The organism is Bacillus sp. AF62 (assembly GCF_050312695.1).
GTDB classification, from domain to species: domain Bacteria; phylum Bacillota; class Bacilli; order Bacillales; family Bacillaceae_G; genus Bacillus_A; species Bacillus_A cereus.
In genome coordinates this window covers 36,810-54,299 of the sequence record NZ_JBNPJZ010000076.1, presented here as the reverse complement: position 1 = coordinate 54,299, position 17,490 = coordinate 36,810, and the positions used below count along the sequence as shown (strand labels likewise).

Sequence of the window (17,490 nt, the reverse complement as noted above, 5' to 3'; positions counted from 1 at the left end):
TCATGTTACGCTGTGATCCAAGCTTCGTTAGCTGGATTTTTACGCCACTCTTGTAATTTTTTCGTTTCAGCTTGTCCGATCATACCTTTTTCTGCTGCAACTTCAGTTAATGCACTGTAATCACTTAAAGAATATGATGCTACGTTAGCTGCTTCTAGCTTTTCTTTTCCTGCTTCTAGCTCGTATGTGAAGATTGATACGATTCCTAATACTTCACAGCCAGCTTCGCGAAGTGCTTCTACACATGTAATTGCACTTCCGCCAGTTGAAATTAAGTCTTCTACTACTACAACTTTTTGACCTTTTTCAGCTTTTCCTTCAATTTGATTCCCTTTACCGTGGCCTTTTGCTTTACTACGTACGTAGCACATTGGTAAATCCATACGATCGCTTACCCATGCAGCGTGCGCAATACCAGCAGTTGCTGTTCCTGCAATAACTTCTACAGTTGGGAAGTGCTCTTTAATTAACTCTTCTAATCCAGCTGCAATCGCTTGACGTACTTTTGGATAAGATAAAGTTAAACGGTTATCACAATAAATTGGTGATTTCATACCTGAAGACCATGTGAATGGATCATTCGGTTGTAAAAATACTGCTCCAATTTCTAATAAATGCGATGCGATTTCTTTTTTCATACTGTTACACCTTCCCACTGTTGTTTTACTGTTTTATACGCTTCAAGCGGATTTTCTGCTTTTGTAATACTACGTCCAACTACGATGTAGCTTGAGCCAAGTTCCCTCGCACGTTTCGGTGTTGCTACGCGCACCTGGTCATTTACATCATCGCTTGCAAGACGAATCCCCGGTGTTACTGTTACAAATTCATTTCCGCATACTTCACGTAATTTTGGAACTTCAAGCGTTGAGCAAACAACGCCATCAAGTCCACTTTCTTTCGTTAGTTTTGCATAATGAGCAACCGCTTCTTCTAACGTCTTCTCAATGCCGATCTCTTTTTTCATCATAGCTTCCGAAGTGCTTGTTAGTTGTGTAACTGCAATGCAAATCGGTCTCTCTTTTCCTTCTTGCTTACCTTCCTCTAATCCCTCAATCGCAGCTTTCATCATGCTGCTTCCCCCAGCAGCATGAACATTTACCATATCAACATCTAGACTAGCTAGGCTACGCATAGCGCTTTTTACTGTATTCGGAATATCATGAAGTTTTAAATCTAGAAAAATCTTATGTCCTTTTTCTTTTAAGTACGTAATAATTGCAGGGCCTTCTTTGTAAAATAACTCCATACCAACTTTGACAAATAACTCTTCCCCTTCAAAGTGGCGCAAGAATTGTTCTACATCTTGTTTCCCTGGAAAATCTAGTGCAACGATTAACGACTGTGACATGTTTGCTTCCAGCTCCTTCCTTGACATTCCGAAATGTGATCAAATCCTAATTCATCTAGTAATGCTGGTAACTCTTCAATAATTGTCGGACATACGAACGGATCGATAAAGTTCGCTGTACCTACTGCAACTGCGCTTGCGCCAGCGTAGAAGAATTCAATTACATCTTCCGCTGTTTCAATACCACCCATTCCGATAATTGGAATGTTAACCGCTTGGCTTACTTCATGTACCATACGAATTGCTACTGGCTTAATCGCAGGACCTGATAATCCGCCTGTACGGTTTGCTAAAATTGGTTTAGCTGTTTTTAAATCTAAACGCATACCAAGCAATGTATTAATCATCGTTAAACCATCTGCACCTGCATTTTCAATCGCTTTTGCAATTTCCACTATGTTTGCCACGTTCGGTGACAACTTCACGTATACAGGTACTTCAGAAACCTCTTTTACTCGCTTCGTTAAATCAGCAGCAATTTCAGGATTTGTACCAAAGGCGATACCACCTGTTTTTACGTTCGGACAAGAAATATTTAATTCTAGTGCATGGACATTAGGCGCTTTAGAAATTTCCTTTGCAACCGCTACGTAATCCTCAGCTTGTGAGCCTGCAACGTTCGCAATGATTGGAAGGTCAAATTGTTCTAACCATGGTAATTCAGAATTCATTACTTTTTCTAACCCTGGGTTTTGAAGTCCGATCGCATTTAACATGCCGCCCGGTGTTTCAGCAACACGAGGTGTTGGATTTCCATAGCGTGGTTGTTCTGTCGTCGCTTTAATCATGATTGATCCTAGTACACTTAAATCGTAAAACTGTGCATATTCACGACCAAATCCAAAGCATCCAGATGCCGGTATAATTGGATTTTTTAATGATAATCCTGGTAATTCAACTTGCAATCTGTTCATAGTACAACCTCCCCGATTGGAAATACTGGTCCGTCGCTACACACCTTCTTGTAAGAATGTCCACTTGGATCTTCTTGTAAGTGGCATACACATGCGAAACAAGCTCCAACACCGCAGCCCATACGTTCTTCTAATGAAATATAGGCTTTTTTCTCTTTGTAACGTCCTTCTAATGCACGAAGCATCGCTAACGGACCACATGAATAAAGAATATCAAAGTCAATTCCGTAATTATCAATTACATCTGTGACAAATCCTTTTGTACCGTGTGTACCATCTACTGTCGCAACGTACGTATCACCAAGTTCTGCAAATTTTTCTTCATAGAAAACTACATCTTTCGTTTGAAAACCTAAGATGTGAATTACACGTACACCTTTTGCAACGAGGCGCTGTGATAGTTCATAAAGTGGTGGTACACCAATCCCCCCGCCTACTAGTAAAGCTGTTTGACCAGCTTCTGCTTCTTCTACAGGAAAACCGTGTCCTAGTGGTCCTAGTACGTCTACCATTTCACCTTGTTTTCTAGTTGCTAATGTTTTTGTCCCTTGTCCTTCCGCACGATATAGCATTGTAAATTCGTTCTTCTCTTGATCTACATTACAAATACTAATCGGGCGGCGCAGAAGGGGCGCAATGCCCTCTGCTACCTTAATGTGTACAAACTGCCCTGGTTCGTTCATTTGCTGTACTAAAGTTCCTTGAAGCACTAACTCGTAAATGTTTTTTGCGATTTCTTTTTGATTAACGACGATCATATTTTGCTTTTGCATCATGCATGTACCACCTCGTGACGCTTTGTTTGCGTAATTTCTTTCATTGAATGAGCTGAGAATGTCATAGATTCTAATACTCGTAAGATTGCTCTTGTTGTATCAAGTGATGTTAAGCAAGCCACACCATTTTCTACTGATTCACGGCGAATGCGGAAACCATCACGCGCTGGTTGTTTACCCTTTGTTAATGTGTTAATTACAAACTGTGCTTTTCCTTGACGGATAATATCTAGTAAGTTGTAGTCTTCAGAATCAATTTTGTTTACAACTTGTACTGGGATATTTTGCTCTTCTAATGATTGTGCTGTTCCAGCTGTTGCTAATAAGTTATAGCCGATTTCGTGGAAACGTTTTGCAATTTCCATCGCCTCTTCTTTATCTTTATCCGCTACAGTAATGATTACTGATCCGTGCGTTGGGATGTTAATTCCTGAAGCAACTAATCCTTTATATAATGCTTTTTCAAGCGTTAAGTCTTTACCCATTACTTCCCCTGTTGATTTCATTTCAGGTCCTAATGTTGTATCAACTGAACGTAGTTTCGCGAATGAGAATACCGGAGCTTTTACATATACTTCTTTCTCTTCTGGGTGATAGCCCGTTCCGTATCCTTGCTCTACTAGGTCTTGCCCTAAAATAACTTTCGTTGCAACATTCGCCATCGGTACGCCTGTAATTTTACTTAAGAACGGTACTGTACGGCTTGCACGTGGGTTTACTTCAATTACGTACACTTGATCTTTGAATACTACAAACTGGATATTTAGTAATCCAACAATGTTTAATCCTTTTCCAAGTGCAATTGTATGTTCAATGATTTGTTCTTTTAGTTTTTCAGATAAACTTTGTGGTGGATATACTCCAATTGAGTCACCAGAGTGAACTCCAGCGCGTTCAATATGTTCCATAATACCTGGAATGAATACATTCTCACCATCTGAAATTGCATCTACTTCAATTTCTTTACCAACCATGTAACGGTCGATTAATACTGGGTGATCTGCATGAACTTTAACTGCATTTTTCATGTAGTGCAGCAGTTCTTCTTGACGATATACGATTTCCATCGCACGTCCACCTAGTACGTAAGATGGTCTTACTAATACTGGATAACCAATTTCTTCTGCGATTGCTACCGCTTGTTCTACAGTCGTTGCTGTTTTACCAACTGGTTGCGGGATACCAAGTTTTGTTAAAGCAGCTTCAAATTTATCACGATCTTCTGCACGGTCTAAGTCTTCAAGTGATGTTCCTAAGATTTTCACACCGTGAGCCTCTAATTTCGCCGCTAAGTTAATTGCCGTTTGTCCACCGAACTGAACAATAACGCCTTCTGGTTTTTCTAAATCAATGATGTGCATTACATCTTCGATTGTTAATGGTTCAAAGTATAATTTGTCAGAAATACTGAAGTCTGTTGAAACTGTTTCTGGATTGTTATTAACAATGATTGCCTCATATCCAGCTTCTTTAATTGCCCATACAGAGTGAACTGTTGCATAGTCAAACTCAACCCCTTGACCGATACGGATTGGACCAGACCCTAGTACAACAACACTCTTACGATCTGTTATCACCGATTCATTCTCATCACCATATGTGCTGTAGTAGTATGGTGTTGCAGATTCAAACTCTGCCGCACAAGTATCTACCATTTTATAAACAGGAGTTATATTGCTTTCTTTACGCATATCGTAAATTTCACGCTCCGTTTTGTTCCAAGCAGCTGCAATGTAGTGATCACTGAAGCCCATTTCTTTCGCAGCTTGTAGTACTTCCATATTTCCTACATTCGCTTTTACTTCGCGTTCCATATTTACGATGTTTTCAATTTTTTGTAAGAAGAAGAAGTCCATTTCACACCATTCGTTGATTTCTTCTTTCGTTACACCTTGACGAATTGCTTCTGCTACAATAAACAGTCGCTCATCGTCTGCTTTAATAATGCGTTTTTTCATTGTTTCTTTATCAAGTTCTTTTAAGTGGTCTAATTCTAAGTGATAAATGCCAAGCTCTAAAGAACGAACCGCTTTTAATAATGATTGCTCTAAGTTACGTCCGATTGACATAACTTCACCAGTTGCCTTCATTTGTGTACCAAGTGTTCTGTTTGCTGATTCAAACTTATCAAATGGCCAGCGTGGAATTTTTGAAACAACATAGTCTAATGCTGGCTCGAAGCAAGCGTAAGTTTTTTGTGTTACTGGGTTTATGATTTCATCTAATGTTAAGCCGACTGCAATTTTCGCTGCTAATTTTGCAATTGGATATCCAGTCGCTTTAGATGCTAGTGCAGATGAACGACTTACACGTGGGTTTACTTCGATTACATAGTATTGGAAGCTATGTGGATCTAGTGCAAGCTGAACGTTACATCCACCTTCAATTCCTAATGCACGAATAATTCGTAATGAAGTGTTTCGTAACATTTGATATTCACGGTCGCTTAATGTTTGGCTTGGTGCTACTACGATAGAATCACCTGTGTGAACCCCAACTGGATCGATGTTTTCCATGTTACATACTACAATCGCGTTATCATTCGAATCACGCATTACTTCATATTCAATTTCCTTACAACCAGCAATGCTCTTTTCTAATAAACATTGTGTTACTGGACTATGTTTTAATCCACCGGATACGATTTCAATTAGTTCTTCTTCATTACTACAAATTCCGCCACCTGTTCCTCCCATTGTAAATGCTGGGCGAACAATAACTGGATAACCAATTTCTTTTACAAATTCATGTGCTTCTTCCAGCGTATGAATGATCGTACTAGATGGAATTGGTTCATTTAAATCCTGCATTAATGTACGGAATAAATCGCGATCCTCCGCTTGCTCGATGGCTGATAATTTGGTTCCTAAAATTTCAACTCCGCATTCTTCAAGTATGCCTGATTTCGCAAGTTCAACAGCCATATTTAACCCTGTTTGACCACCTAATGTTGGTAAGATTGCATCTGGACGTTCTTTACGAATAATACGGCTTACGAATTCTAATGTTAATGGTTCGATATATACTTTATCTGCTGTTGCAGTATCTGTCATAATTGTTGCTGGGTTAGAGTTAACAAGGATTACTTTGTAACCTTCTTCTCTTAGAGATTGACAAGCTTGTGTACCAGAGTAGTCAAACTCCGCTGCTTGCCCAATTACAATTGGTCCTGATCCGATTACTAAAATTGTGTTAATGTCTAGGCGTTTTGGCATAACTCTTCCCCTTCTTTCTTGAAGTTTTCAATCATTGCTAAGAAATCTTCGAATAAATCATTTGCATCTTCAGGTCCTGCTGAAGCTTCTGGATGGTATTGTACTGTAAATGCTGGGAACTTCTTATGACGAAGACCTTCTACTGTTCCATCATTTAAAGCAACATGTGTAATTTCAAGCTCTGTATTTTCAACTGATTCTTCTTCTACTGCGTAACCATGGTTTTGAGATGTAATTGCTACTTTTCCAGTTGCAAGATTTTTTACTGGATGGTTTAAACCACGGTGACCGAATTTCAACTTACTTGTATTTGCACCAGATGCTAGAGCGAACAATTGATGTCCTAGGCAAATTCCGAATAAAGGAACTTTACCGATAATGTCTTTTAACATTTCAATTGCTTCTGGTACATCTTTTGGATCCCCAGGTCCGTTACTTAACATAATTCCATCTGGGCTAAGGCGTAAAATTTCTTCTGCTGTTGTGTTGTAAGGAACTACAATTACATCACAGTCACGCTTATTTAATTCTCGTAAAATACCATGTTTCATTCCGAAGTCTACAAGTACAACTCGGTGTCCGCGTCCTGGACTTGGGTATGGATCTTTCGTTGATACGCGTTTCACGTGATCTGTAAATACTGTCGCTTTTAATTGGCTCACGATGTATTCTACATCTGCATCCATGTTACAAAGGCGTCCGCGTAATGTACCGTATTGACGAATTTTTCTCGTTAATTTTCTCGTATCAATTCCTGCTAATCCCGGGATGTTTCTTTCTTTTAAGTAATCATTTAACGAAATTTCATTACGGAAGTTTGATGGATGATCACAAATTTCGTTTACGATTAAACCATTTACAGATGGGTGAATCGATTCGAAATCGTCACGGTTAATGCCGTAGTTTCCGATTAATGGGTACGTGAATGTTACGATTTGACCGCAATATGATGGATCAGATAATGTTTCTTGATATCCAGTCATTCCTGTTGTAAATACAACCTCACCTGACTTTTCGATTTCTCCTCCGAAACCTTTTCCAATTAATACTGTTCCATCTTCTAAGATAAGTTGTCTTTTCATACTAATGCACTCTCCTTTTGCCATGCGATCTTACCACCAACGATTGTCATTACCGGCCATCCTTGGCATTTCCAACCTGCGAATGGTGTATTTTTTCCTTTTGATAAGAATGTTGTTGGATCAATCTCTTCTTCTTGTTTTAAATCAATGATTGTAATATCAGCTGTTCTACCTTCTTTCAGGCGACCTGCTTCTAAGCCGAATGTATCAGCTGGCTTTTCTGTTAAATATTGAATTAATTGTTCTAGCGTAATAACTCCTTTTTTCACAAGGTTTGTGTATAGAAGCGGGAATGCTGTTTCAAAACCAGTAATTCCGAATGGTGCTCTTTCAATTCCTTGTGCTTTCTCTTCCGCTGTATGCGGTGCATGGTCAGTTGCGATCATATCGATCGTTCCATCTAATAAACCTTCAATTAATGCTGCATGGTCTTCTTTTCCACGAAGCGGTGGGTTCATTTTAAAATTAGGATCAGCTGATGGAATATCATCTTCACATAACACTAGGTGATGTGGTGTTACTTCTGCTGTTACTTTAATTCCAGCGCGTTTCGCATCACGGATTACACGTACTGAACCTTTCGTACTTACGTGACATACGTGATAGTGACAATCTGCTGCTTCCGCAAGCAATATATCCCTTGCAATATGTACAGATTCACATACTGATGGGATACCGTTTAATCCGTGTTTCTCAGAAAACTTCCCTTCATGTACACAACCTTTATTAATAAGCGTATTCTCTTCACAGTGCGCAACTACTGCCATATCTAATTTTGCTGCACGTTTCATAGCCGCTAACATCATGCTCGCATCTTGTACGCCTACGCCGTCATCTGTGAAAGCAAATGCTCCAAGTTCTTTTAATGTTTCGAAATCTGTCATTTCAGAACCAGCTTGACGTACTGTAATTGCTCCGTATGGTAGTACGTTGACATGTGCTTTTTCTCTAATACGATTTTGCAAGTCTTCCATATGTTCTCTGCAATCTGGTACTGGACGTGTATTTGGCATTGCACAAATTGTAGTGAATCCACCTTTTGCCGCTGCTAGTGTACCTGTTTCAATTGTTTCTTTATGTTCACCACCTGGTTCACGAAGATGTACGTGTACATCTACTAATCCAGGTGCGATTAACTTTCCGTTCACATCGATTACTTCAGCATTATCTGCCGTAATATTTTCTGCTACCTTAGCGATTTTACCGTCTTGTACGAGAAGATCTGTTGCTACAATTTTTCCTTCTTCATTCATATAACGACCATTTTTAAACAAGTAATTCATGTTTCATTCCTCCTAATACATTTGGTAAGGCGCGTTTTAGTACAGCCATTCTTACGTAAACTCCATTTTCCATTTGTTTAAATATGCGTGAACGCTCACACTCAACAAGTTCACTTGCAATTTCAACATCACGGTTTACAGGAGCTGGATGCATAATAATGCTTCCTTCTTTCATACGCTTTTCTCTTTCTACTGTTAATCCGTGTTTCTCATGATATTCTTTCATAATGTCTGTTTCATAATGATCATGACGCTCATGTTGTACACGGAGTAACATCATTACATCCACTTCTGGAACAAGTTCATCTAATGGTTTGTATGTTCCAAATGTGTTGTCTTCACCTTTCCACTCTTCTGGACTTGCAAAGTAAATTGTTGCACCAAGCTTCGTTAATGCTTCTGCATTAGAACGTGCTACTCGGCTATGACGAACATCTCCTACTATTGCAATCTTCAAACCTTCAAATCTTCCAAACTCTTGTTTAATTGTAAGAAGGTCGAGTAGGCACTGCGTTGGGTGGTTTCCACATCCATCTCCAGCGTTTAAGATCGGGATATTCACCTGATCTTTTAGTTCATCGAAGTAGCGATCTTGCTCATGGCGGATGACCACTGCTTTTGTTCCGATTGATTCTAGTGTTCTTATCGTATCGTATAAAGTTTCTCCTTTTTGTACGCTAGATGCATCAGCTGAAAAGTTTAAAACATCTAGTCCTAATCTCTTCTCAGCAACTTCAAAGCTAAATCTCGTTCTCGTACTATTCTCAAAGAACAAGTTTGCAACAAAAGTTTGCTCTGTCGTTTTGCTCTCTTTTCCATTCGCAAAATCTTCTGCGTCTTTTAGGATTTCTGAAATTTCTACTTCCGATAATTCACTCATCGTTAACAAATGGCTCATCGTCATCCCTCATCTTTCTGATTTTTATGTTACCACTTTTGTATTTTTATAACAACCTTTGCATAAAAATACCCTAGTCATGTAAGACTAGGGTGCAAGGAAGAAGCCACCCTTTTCCGTCTCACAGGACTGAATTAAAAGGTTATTTTTATGAAGCAATCTGCTTAGATTGTTTTGTATGTTTTTCTTGTTTTGATTCTGGTAGTAGTAGATTTAACAGTACACCTACAATTGCTGCAAGCGCCATTCCTTCGACTTGGAATGAATCCCCTACGTGAAGTACCGCTCCACCAATACCGATTACTAGTATTACTGATGCAATCATTAAGTTTCGTTTGTCACTTAAATCTGTTTTATCATCTACCATCATGCGTAATCCGCTTGATGCGATTACACCGAATAGTAAGATTGATACCCCGCCCATAACTGGTGTTGGGATCGAATGAATCAGTGCAGAAATCTTACCGATAAATCCGAACATGATTGCGAATACTGCTGAACCGATGAATAAGTATACACTGTATGCTCTCGTAATTGCTAGCACACCGATGTTTTCACCATACGTTGTATTCGGTGGCCCACCGATTAGTGATGCAATTAATGTTGCTACTCCGTCACCGAAGATCGAACGGTGTAAACCTGGTTTTTCAATTAAATCTCTTTTAATAACATTTCCAAGTACAATTTGATGTCCGATATGTTCTGATATTGTTACTAGTGCAACTGGTACCATCAAGAGTACAATCTTCCATGAAAACTCTGGTGTGTATGTTACAAATGGTACTGTGAAATCTGGTACAACAAACCATTTTGCCTCAGCTACCGGCTTTAAGTCTACTAGCCCTTGGAAGTAAGCGAAGATATATCCGCCGATAATGCCAAGTAACACTGGTATGATACTGAAAAATCCTCTTCCGAATATCGAGCAAATGATTGTAATTGCTAATGTTACTAATGCTACTGAAAAATGTGTAAAGCTGTATTTGCCATCCGCACCGTTCATCGCCATGTTAACTGCTGTATGTGCTAAAGCTAGACCGATTACCATTACTACTGGACCAACTACGATTGGTGGTAGTAGTTTCATAATCCACTCTGATCCTGATTTCTTAATTCCGAGTGAGATTAAGATGTACACAAGCCCTGCTAGCAAACCACCAAGCATTGCTGCTCCCGGCCCACCTGCCGTTTTCGCTGTTATAATCGGTGCGATAAAGGCGAATGATGATCCTAAATATGTTGGTACTTGACCTTTCGTTATAAGAAGAAACGCTAGCGTTCCTAATCCACTTGATATTAATGCTACTGATGGATTCAATCCTGTTAAAAACGGAACAAGCACTGTTGATCCAAACATCGCGAACAAATGTTGTATACTTAAAAATAACCATTTTCCCGGTTTCGGTACTTCATTAACGTCTAACACTGGCTTTTGTTCCATTGTTACATCCTCCTTCAGTTTAAATCTTTGCAATAAAAAAACTCTTTGTGCCTGTGCACAAAGAGTCCTATACTTTCGTATGCCAAATTTGACATATGAAAGCCAAGACCCTTTGGCAGCCTCACAGGACTACATTTAAAAGGGCTTTACTTATCGTATATGCTTACTCGATCTTGTTGATCTGTCTCTTGCAAATCAACTTCGATACGCTCTTCACTTGATGTTGGAATGTTCTTTCCTACATAATCAGCGCGAATTGGTAATTCACGATGACCTCTATCAACAAGAACCGCCAATTGAATTTGAGATGGTCTACCTAAATCCATAAGAGCATCCATTGCTGCTCGAACTGTTCTTCCTGTATATAATACGTCATCAACGAGGATAACTTTTTTCTTCGTAATATCTACAGGGATATCAGAACCTTTTACAAGTGGTTCTTTATTTTTGGATTGTAGTGTTAAATCATCACGATATAACGTAATGTCTAACTCTCCAACTTCCATTTCTTTTCCTTCAATTTGACCAATTCGTTCTGCCAAACGTTGTGCAATAAAAATTCCACGAGTTTTAATTCCGACAAGAACACAATTATCGACACCTTTATTTCGTTCCACGATTTCATGACTAATTCGTGTTAAAGCGCGGCGAATCATTTGGTCATCTAAAACGACAGCTTTCTCTTGCATGCTCTACACCTCCAAGCTTTTTTTCTTGCGTGAGAGTAATGGTATAAAAAAAGTCCTCTCAGCGTGTGCGAGAGGACTTTTGAAAAAAGGATACAACATACCCTAAGTATTTCAAACCGTTACCTTCTCAACCTCACGGGGCTGTGTTAAAGGATCATTATTTAACTGTTGTCAGTATCTCAGTTTTCTTATGATTTGTCAATACTATTTTCGTAAAATATTTAATGCGTCTTCAAACACTTCTGGAATCGGTGCCTCAAACTGAATATATTCACCAGTACGAGGATGATCAAAGCCTAAAATACCCGCATGAAGTGCTTGTCCATTCATATCTAATGTTTTCTTCGGACCATACTTCGGATCTCCTGCAAGTGGATAGCCAATATATTTCATATGAACACGAATTTGGTGCGTACGTCCCGTTTCTAAGCGACATTCTACAAGTGTAAAGTCTTTAAAACGTTCTAACACTTGGAAGTGCGTAACAGCGTTCTTACCATTTTCATCAACTGTCATACTTTGACGCTCTTTCTTATCACGACCAATTGGTGCATCGATAGTTCCCTTATCATGCGGAATCACACCGTGTACAATCGCTTTGTAACGTCTCGTTACTGTTTTGGCTACAAGCTGATTTACAAGCGATTCATGTGCCATATCATTTTTAGCAACCATTAATAGTCCAGATGTATCTTTATCAATACGATGCACGATACCTGGACGCATTACACCGTTAATGCCTGATAAGTCTGTACAATGGTGCATAAGGCCGTTTACAAGTGTACCACTTGTATGCCCTGGTGCTGGATGTACAACCATGCCACGTGGCTTATTTACAACAAGCACATCTGCATCTTCATAATAAATTTCTAAATTTAAATCCTCTGGTTGAATATCTAGCGCTTCTGGCTCAGGAATCGTTACTGTAATTTCATCTTCTTCTTTTACTTTATAATTCACTTTTACTGCTTTCCCGTTCACTGTCACAACATCATCTTTAATCCATTGCTGTACTTGTGAACGTGACCATTCGTTATTTATCCCTGTAACGAATTTATCAATTCGCTCGTTTTTTTGCTCTGCTGCAACTGTTACTTGTACTACTTCACTCATTCAATTACTCCTTCGCTTTCTTGCCTTCTAATAATGTTTGAATAATAATTAATACAACACCAATACATAATGCTGAATCAGCTATATTGAATACTGGATAGTTGTACGAGAAAATATACACGTGAATGAAATCCACTACTTCTTGTCTAAATACACGATCAATAAAGTTACCAATTGCCCCGCCCAAAATTAGACCTAACGAAATACCTAGAAGCTTGTCTGTTTTCGCATACTTTTTCATATAAAATACGATAAACACTACAAAAACAACTGTAATAATGTAGAAGAACCACATTTTATTTTCTAAAATACCCCAAGCAGCGCCTCTATTTCGATGTGATGTTATGTATAATACATTGTCGATAATCGGAATACTCGTACCCAATTCCATGTTCTTTACAATTAACCACTTCGATATTTGATCGATAGCAATGACGAATAACGCTATTACATAATATATCATTTTCATTTCCCCCACAAAGACAGTGTACCTCAAAATTTTAGCATAGCTGCTACCTTTTCACAATGAACCTTTATAGAAGAATAAAATAAATTAAAAAAAGGTAATATAATATCGTTGTGCGTATTCATACATTTACCTTTTCATAGAAGAATTCATGAATCGTACGAGCAGTCGGCATTGTCTTCATTTGCTTTGTCGAAATTAATCTCCCCGTCTCTTCACAAATACCGTACATGTCTATTTCCATTTTAAATAATGCGCGTTCTACATCCTTTAAATCCTCTTTTATATCATGTAATAGCAATTTTTTCTTTATCTCTTCCTTAATTTCATATCCAAGCTCTTGGCTGAACTCGACATCATATTTGTGCATTACTTCTTTAGCTAGTCTCTCTTGCAACTCTTTTCTCATCAATTGCAATTCTTCTTTTATTTCCATGTAAATTTCATTCACGTGTACATTCCTCCTAGCTGTAATGTACAGTTAGTGTGTCCGAAATTTATTTGCTTACCTCACACACATTTTTCCTTCACAGGAAAGAGTCTGAAAAGTTTTTTTGATATGCCATCAACAAAAAAACTGACTGCATGAATAGCAGTCAGTTTTTTATTATTTTACATAGTTTTCTTTAACAACTGTTGCACAACGCTCACATAATGTTTCATGTTCAGCATCTTTACCAATTGTTTCTGAAACTACCCAACAACGTTCACATGTTTCACCAGTTGCTTGAGCAACAACAACCGCTGTATGTTCATACTTCGGTGCATCTGCTGGCGCTTCATCCATCATACCACCAAGTTTATACTCAGAAACGATGAATAATTGCTTTAAGTCTTCGCTAATAGACTCTAACATAGCTTTCATTTCTGCAGTTGGATATAGCGTAATGCTTGCATTTAATGACTTACCGATTACTTTTTCATTACGAGCTACTTCTAGTGCTTTTAACACGTCATCACGTAATGTCATAAATGCATCCCATTTTGTTTTTAACGCTTCCGCGTCATCTAATTGTACAGCTTCTGGCATATCAGTTAATTGTACACTTTCTTCTGTTACGCCTGGAATATATGGCCATACTTCATCAGCTGTATGCGGTAAGATTGGTGTTACAAGTTTTGTTAACGCAACAAGAACATCATATAATACAGTTTGAATTGCACGACGATCTTCGTGATTTGCACCTTCAATGTATAAAATGTCTTTTGCAAAGTCTAAGTAGAATGAACTTAAATCAATTGTACAGAAGTTATGAATTGCATGATACACAGCAGCGAAGTCGTATGTCTCATATGCTTCTTTAACTTTTGTAATTAAGTCATTTAATTTCACTAACATGTAACGATCTACTTCACGAAGTTCAGCTACAGCTACTGCATTTTCACTTGGCTTAAAGTCGTCTAAGTTTCCTAATAAGAAACGGAATGTGTTACGGATTTTACGATACACTTCTGCTACTTGTTTTAAAATATCATCTGAAATACGTACGTCAGATTGATAGTCAACAGAAGATACCCATAAGCGTAAAATGTCTCCGCCTAATTGATCCATAATTTTCTTCGGTACGACGATGTTTCCAATCGACTTACTCATTTTACGTCCTTCACCATCTAATACGAAACCGTGACTTAATACGCCTTTATATGGAGCTTTACCTGTTACAGCAACTGCTGTTGATAATGAAGAGTTAAACCAACCACGATACTGGTCAGATCCTTCTAAATATAAATCAGCTGGACGCTGTAAATCTTCGCGCTCTTCTAATACCGCTTGGTGAGAAGAACCTGAATCGAACCATACATCCATGATGTCTGTTTCTTTACGGAATTCGCCATTTGGGCTACCCGGATGTGTAAATCCTTCTGGTAATAGATCTTTCGCTTCACGCTCGAACCATACGTTAGAACCGTGTTCACGGAATAAATCTGCTACATGGTTAATTGTTTCATCCGTAATAATTGGATCACCATTCTCAGCATAGAATACCGGAATTGGCACACCCCATGCACGCTGACGAGAAATACACCAGTCACCACGGTCACGAACCATATTATGAAGACGAGTTTCTCCCCATGCTGGTACCCATTTCGTTTCCGCTACAGCTTCTATTAATTCTTTACGGAATGCTTCAATAGATGCAAACCACTGTGCTGTCGCACGGAAAATAATTGGTTTTTTCGTTCTCCAATCATGTGGGTATGAATGTGTAATGAATGTTAGTTTCAGTAACGCGCCTACTTCTTCTAATTTTTCTGTAATTGGCTTGTTAGCTTTATCATAGAATAAGCCTTCAAATCCAGGTGCTTCATTTGTTAATACACCTTTATCATCGACTGGGCAAAGTACTTCTAATCCATACTTTTTACCAACAACGAAGTCATCTTCCCCGTGTCCTGGTGCTGTATGAACACAACCTGTACCTGCATCTGTTGTTACGTGATCTCCTAGCATAACTAATGAATCACGATCGTAGAATGGATGTTTTGCAACTGTGTACTCAAGTTCGCTACCTTTTACTGTTTTCACAACTTCAGCATTTTCCCACTCTAACGTTTTTGCAACTGTCTCAAACAGCTCAGAAGCAATGATATATTTCTCATCATTTACTTTTACAATACTATATTCAAGCTCTGGGTGAACAGAAATACCTAAGTTTGCAGGTAATGTCCAAGGTGTTGTTGTCCAAATGATGTACTTTTCATCACCTTCTAATACATTCTTTCCATCTTTTACAGGGAATGCTACGTAAATAGATGCTGATTTTTTATCTTGATATTCAATTTCAGCTTCTGCTAAAGCAGATTCACTCGTTGGAGACCAGTAAACTGGTTTTTGACCTTTATAGATATAACCTTTTTTCGCCATGTCACCAAACACTTTAATTTGTTGTGCTTCATAAGCTGGCTCTAAAGTAATATATGGATTATCCCAATCTGCACGTACACCTAAACGCTTAAATTGTTCACGTTGACGTTCTACTTGTTCATATGCATACTCTGCACATAACTTACGGAACTCAGCAACTGTCATTTCTTTACGTTTTACGCCTTTATTTGTTAAAGCTTGTTCAATTGGTAAACCGTGCGTATCCCATCCTGGAACATATGGCGCACTAAAACCAGTCATTGATTTATAACGAACAATAAAGTCTTTTAATACTTTATTTAATGCATGTCCCATATGAATGTCACCATTCGCATATGGAGGTCCATCATGCAATACAAATAAAGGACGACCTTTTGTATGTTCTTGTACTTTTTCGTAAATATTCATTTCAGCCCATTTTTCTTGCATTGCAGGCTCACGTTTTGGTAAGTTCCCACGCATTGGGAACTCTGTTTTCGGCATCAGTAATGTATTTTTGTACTCCATGCTCAATTCCTCCTTACATGTATAAAAGAAATACTTAAAAAACGGAATAAAAAAGAGACTTTCTCATCCCAAAAAGGGACGAGAAAGTCTCCCGCGGTACCACCCTAGTAGATCATATACATATGTATAGAATCCTCTTTATATTCTTAACGCGAATACACGCCTACGCTTACTCTATTTGTTCAGCGCGGAACTCCAGGGTGATATTCCCACTATCTCCTTATCCTGAGCTTACACCATCCTCAGTTCGCTATATAAGGTTTGAAAAGGTACTTATCCCTATCTTCGTTTTTCTTAATAAATATGTTGTTTAAAATTATATGTAATAATGAGAAAAACGTCAAGCTTACACTGTTTCTTCTTTTTTCAACAGTTCATCTACTTCGTCTTCTAACTCAATTAGTTTATCCCAATCATCGTTGTTTAACATTTCAAGCTGTGTTTCTAATAACATACGGAAACGAGTTCGGAATACTTTCGCTTGTTTCTTTAGCTCTTCAATATCAAAAGCAACTTTTCTTGATTTTACTAATGCTTCGTTAATAATACGATCAGCATTCTTTTCAGCTTCACGCACAATTAATTTCGCTTCTTTTTGCGCATTACGTTTTACTTCTTCCGCTGCTTCTTGCGCAACAACGATAGATTTGTTTAACGTATCTTCAATATTAGAGAAATGATCTAACTTCCCTTCTAACTGCGCAACTTTTTCTTCTAAAGCTTTTTTCTCACGAATGACCAATTCATAATCTTTGATAATTTGATCAAGAAACTCATTTACTTGATCTTCATCATAGCCACGGAATCCGCGACCAAATTCTTTGTTATGAATATCTAATGGTGTTAACGGCACAACGCCACCTCCAAGTAGTTATCTAAATTTCCTCTT

General features: G+C 38.3%; 15 protein-coding genes and 1 other annotated feature. All 15 genes read right to left on the bottom strand.

From position 1 onward, the window contains the following. Positions 1-5: 5 nt before the first annotated feature. Positions 6-638 carry an orotate phosphoribosyltransferase gene (pyrE, locus tag ACQRBL_RS18455; RefSeq protein ID WP_000711449.1) on the bottom strand — a complete coding sequence of 211 codons (633 nt, stop codon included), beginning with the start codon at positions 636-638 and terminating at the stop codon, positions 6-8. Beyond that, positions 635-1,351 (bottom strand): orotidine-5'-phosphate decarboxylase, encoded by a 717-nt coding sequence (pyrF, locus tag ACQRBL_RS18450; RefSeq protein ID WP_000083496.1) that lies wholly within the window; start codon positions 1,349-1,351, stop codon positions 635-637. Before pyrF ends, pyrE begins: the two co-directional genes overlap by 4 nt. Then, on the bottom strand, positions 1,336-2,265 hold the full coding sequence (pyrD, locus tag ACQRBL_RS18445) for a dihydroorotate oxidase B catalytic subunit (protein WP_001081057.1): 930 nt from the start codon (positions 2,263-2,265) through the stop codon (positions 1,336-1,338). The genes pyrF and pyrD overlap by 16 nt, the downstream gene beginning before the upstream one ends. Beyond that, positions 2,262-3,041: a dihydroorotate oxidase B electron transfer subunit gene (pyrK, locus tag ACQRBL_RS18440; RefSeq protein ID WP_411995992.1), complete on the bottom strand. Its 780-nt coding sequence runs from the start codon at positions 3,039-3,041 to the stop codon at positions 2,262-2,264. The genes pyrD and pyrK overlap by 4 nt, the downstream gene beginning before the upstream one ends. Continuing rightward, positions 3,038-6,256, bottom strand: a complete 3,219-nt coding sequence (carB, locus tag ACQRBL_RS18435) for a carbamoyl-phosphate synthase large subunit (RefSeq protein ID WP_001126128.1) — start codon at positions 6,254-6,256, stop codon at positions 3,038-3,040. Before carB ends, pyrK begins: the two co-directional genes overlap by 4 nt. Next, positions 6,241-7,338, bottom strand: a complete 1,098-nt coding sequence (locus ACQRBL_RS18430; RefSeq protein ID WP_000828670.1) for a carbamoyl phosphate synthase small subunit — start codon at positions 7,336-7,338, stop codon at positions 6,241-6,243. The genes carB and ACQRBL_RS18430 overlap by 16 nt, the downstream gene beginning before the upstream one ends. Beyond that, positions 7,335-8,621, bottom strand: coding sequence for a dihydroorotase (gene pyrC, locus ACQRBL_RS18425; RefSeq protein WP_327897832.1), 1,287 nt, complete (start codon positions 8,619-8,621; stop codon positions 7,335-7,337). Before pyrC ends, ACQRBL_RS18430 begins: the two co-directional genes overlap by 4 nt. Beyond that, the gene (pyrB, locus tag ACQRBL_RS18420) at positions 8,605-9,519 is read right to left on the bottom strand and encodes an aspartate carbamoyltransferase (RefSeq protein WP_000018860.1); all 915 of its coding nucleotides are present in this window, start codon (positions 9,517-9,519) and stop codon (positions 8,605-8,607) included. Before pyrB ends, pyrC begins: the two co-directional genes overlap by 17 nt. A 148-nt stretch (positions 9,520-9,667) precedes the next feature. Then, positions 9,668-10,960, bottom strand: a complete 1,293-nt coding sequence (gene uraA, locus ACQRBL_RS18415) for a uracil permease (RefSeq protein WP_411995991.1) — start codon at positions 10,958-10,960, stop codon at positions 9,668-9,670. A gap of 146 nt (positions 10,961-11,106) precedes the next feature. Next, positions 11,107-11,649, bottom strand: coding sequence for a bifunctional pyrimidine operon transcriptional regulator/uracil phosphoribosyltransferase (pyrR, locus tag ACQRBL_RS18410; protein ID WP_001156491.1), 543 nt, complete (start codon positions 11,647-11,649; stop codon positions 11,107-11,109). Between the two features lie 204 nt (positions 11,650-11,853). Beyond that, positions 11,854-12,762: an RluA family pseudouridine synthase gene (locus tag ACQRBL_RS18405; protein WP_000005832.1), complete on the bottom strand. Its 909-nt coding sequence runs from the start codon at positions 12,760-12,762 to the stop codon at positions 11,854-11,856. Positions 12,763-12,766: 4 nt separating this feature from the next. After that, the gene (gene lspA / locus ACQRBL_RS18400; RefSeq protein WP_000642180.1) at positions 12,767-13,225 is read right to left on the bottom strand and encodes a lipoprotein signal peptidase LspA; all 459 of its coding nucleotides are present in this window, start codon (positions 13,223-13,225) and stop codon (positions 12,767-12,769) included. Positions 13,226-13,349: 124 nt separating this feature from the next. After that, positions 13,350-13,679 (bottom strand): molecular chaperone DnaK, encoded by a 330-nt coding sequence (locus tag ACQRBL_RS18395; RefSeq protein ID WP_001002956.1) that lies wholly within the window; start codon positions 13,677-13,679, stop codon positions 13,350-13,352. A gap of 156 nt (positions 13,680-13,835) precedes the next feature. Continuing rightward, complete coding sequence (gene ileS2 / locus ACQRBL_RS18390) at positions 13,836-16,601, bottom strand: isoleucine--tRNA ligase (RefSeq protein WP_000455951.1); 2,766 nt, start codon at positions 16,599-16,601, stop codon at positions 13,836-13,838. A 71-nt stretch (positions 16,602-16,672) separates the two neighbouring features. Next, positions 16,673-16,896: a binding site (T-box leader), on the bottom strand. Between the two features lie 51 nt (positions 16,897-16,947). After that, positions 16,948-17,454 (bottom strand): septum site-determining protein DivIVA, encoded by a 507-nt coding sequence (gene divIVA, locus ACQRBL_RS18385; RefSeq protein ID WP_001131611.1) that lies wholly within the window; start codon positions 17,452-17,454, stop codon positions 16,948-16,950. Between the last annotated feature and the right edge of the window lie 36 nt (positions 17,455-17,490).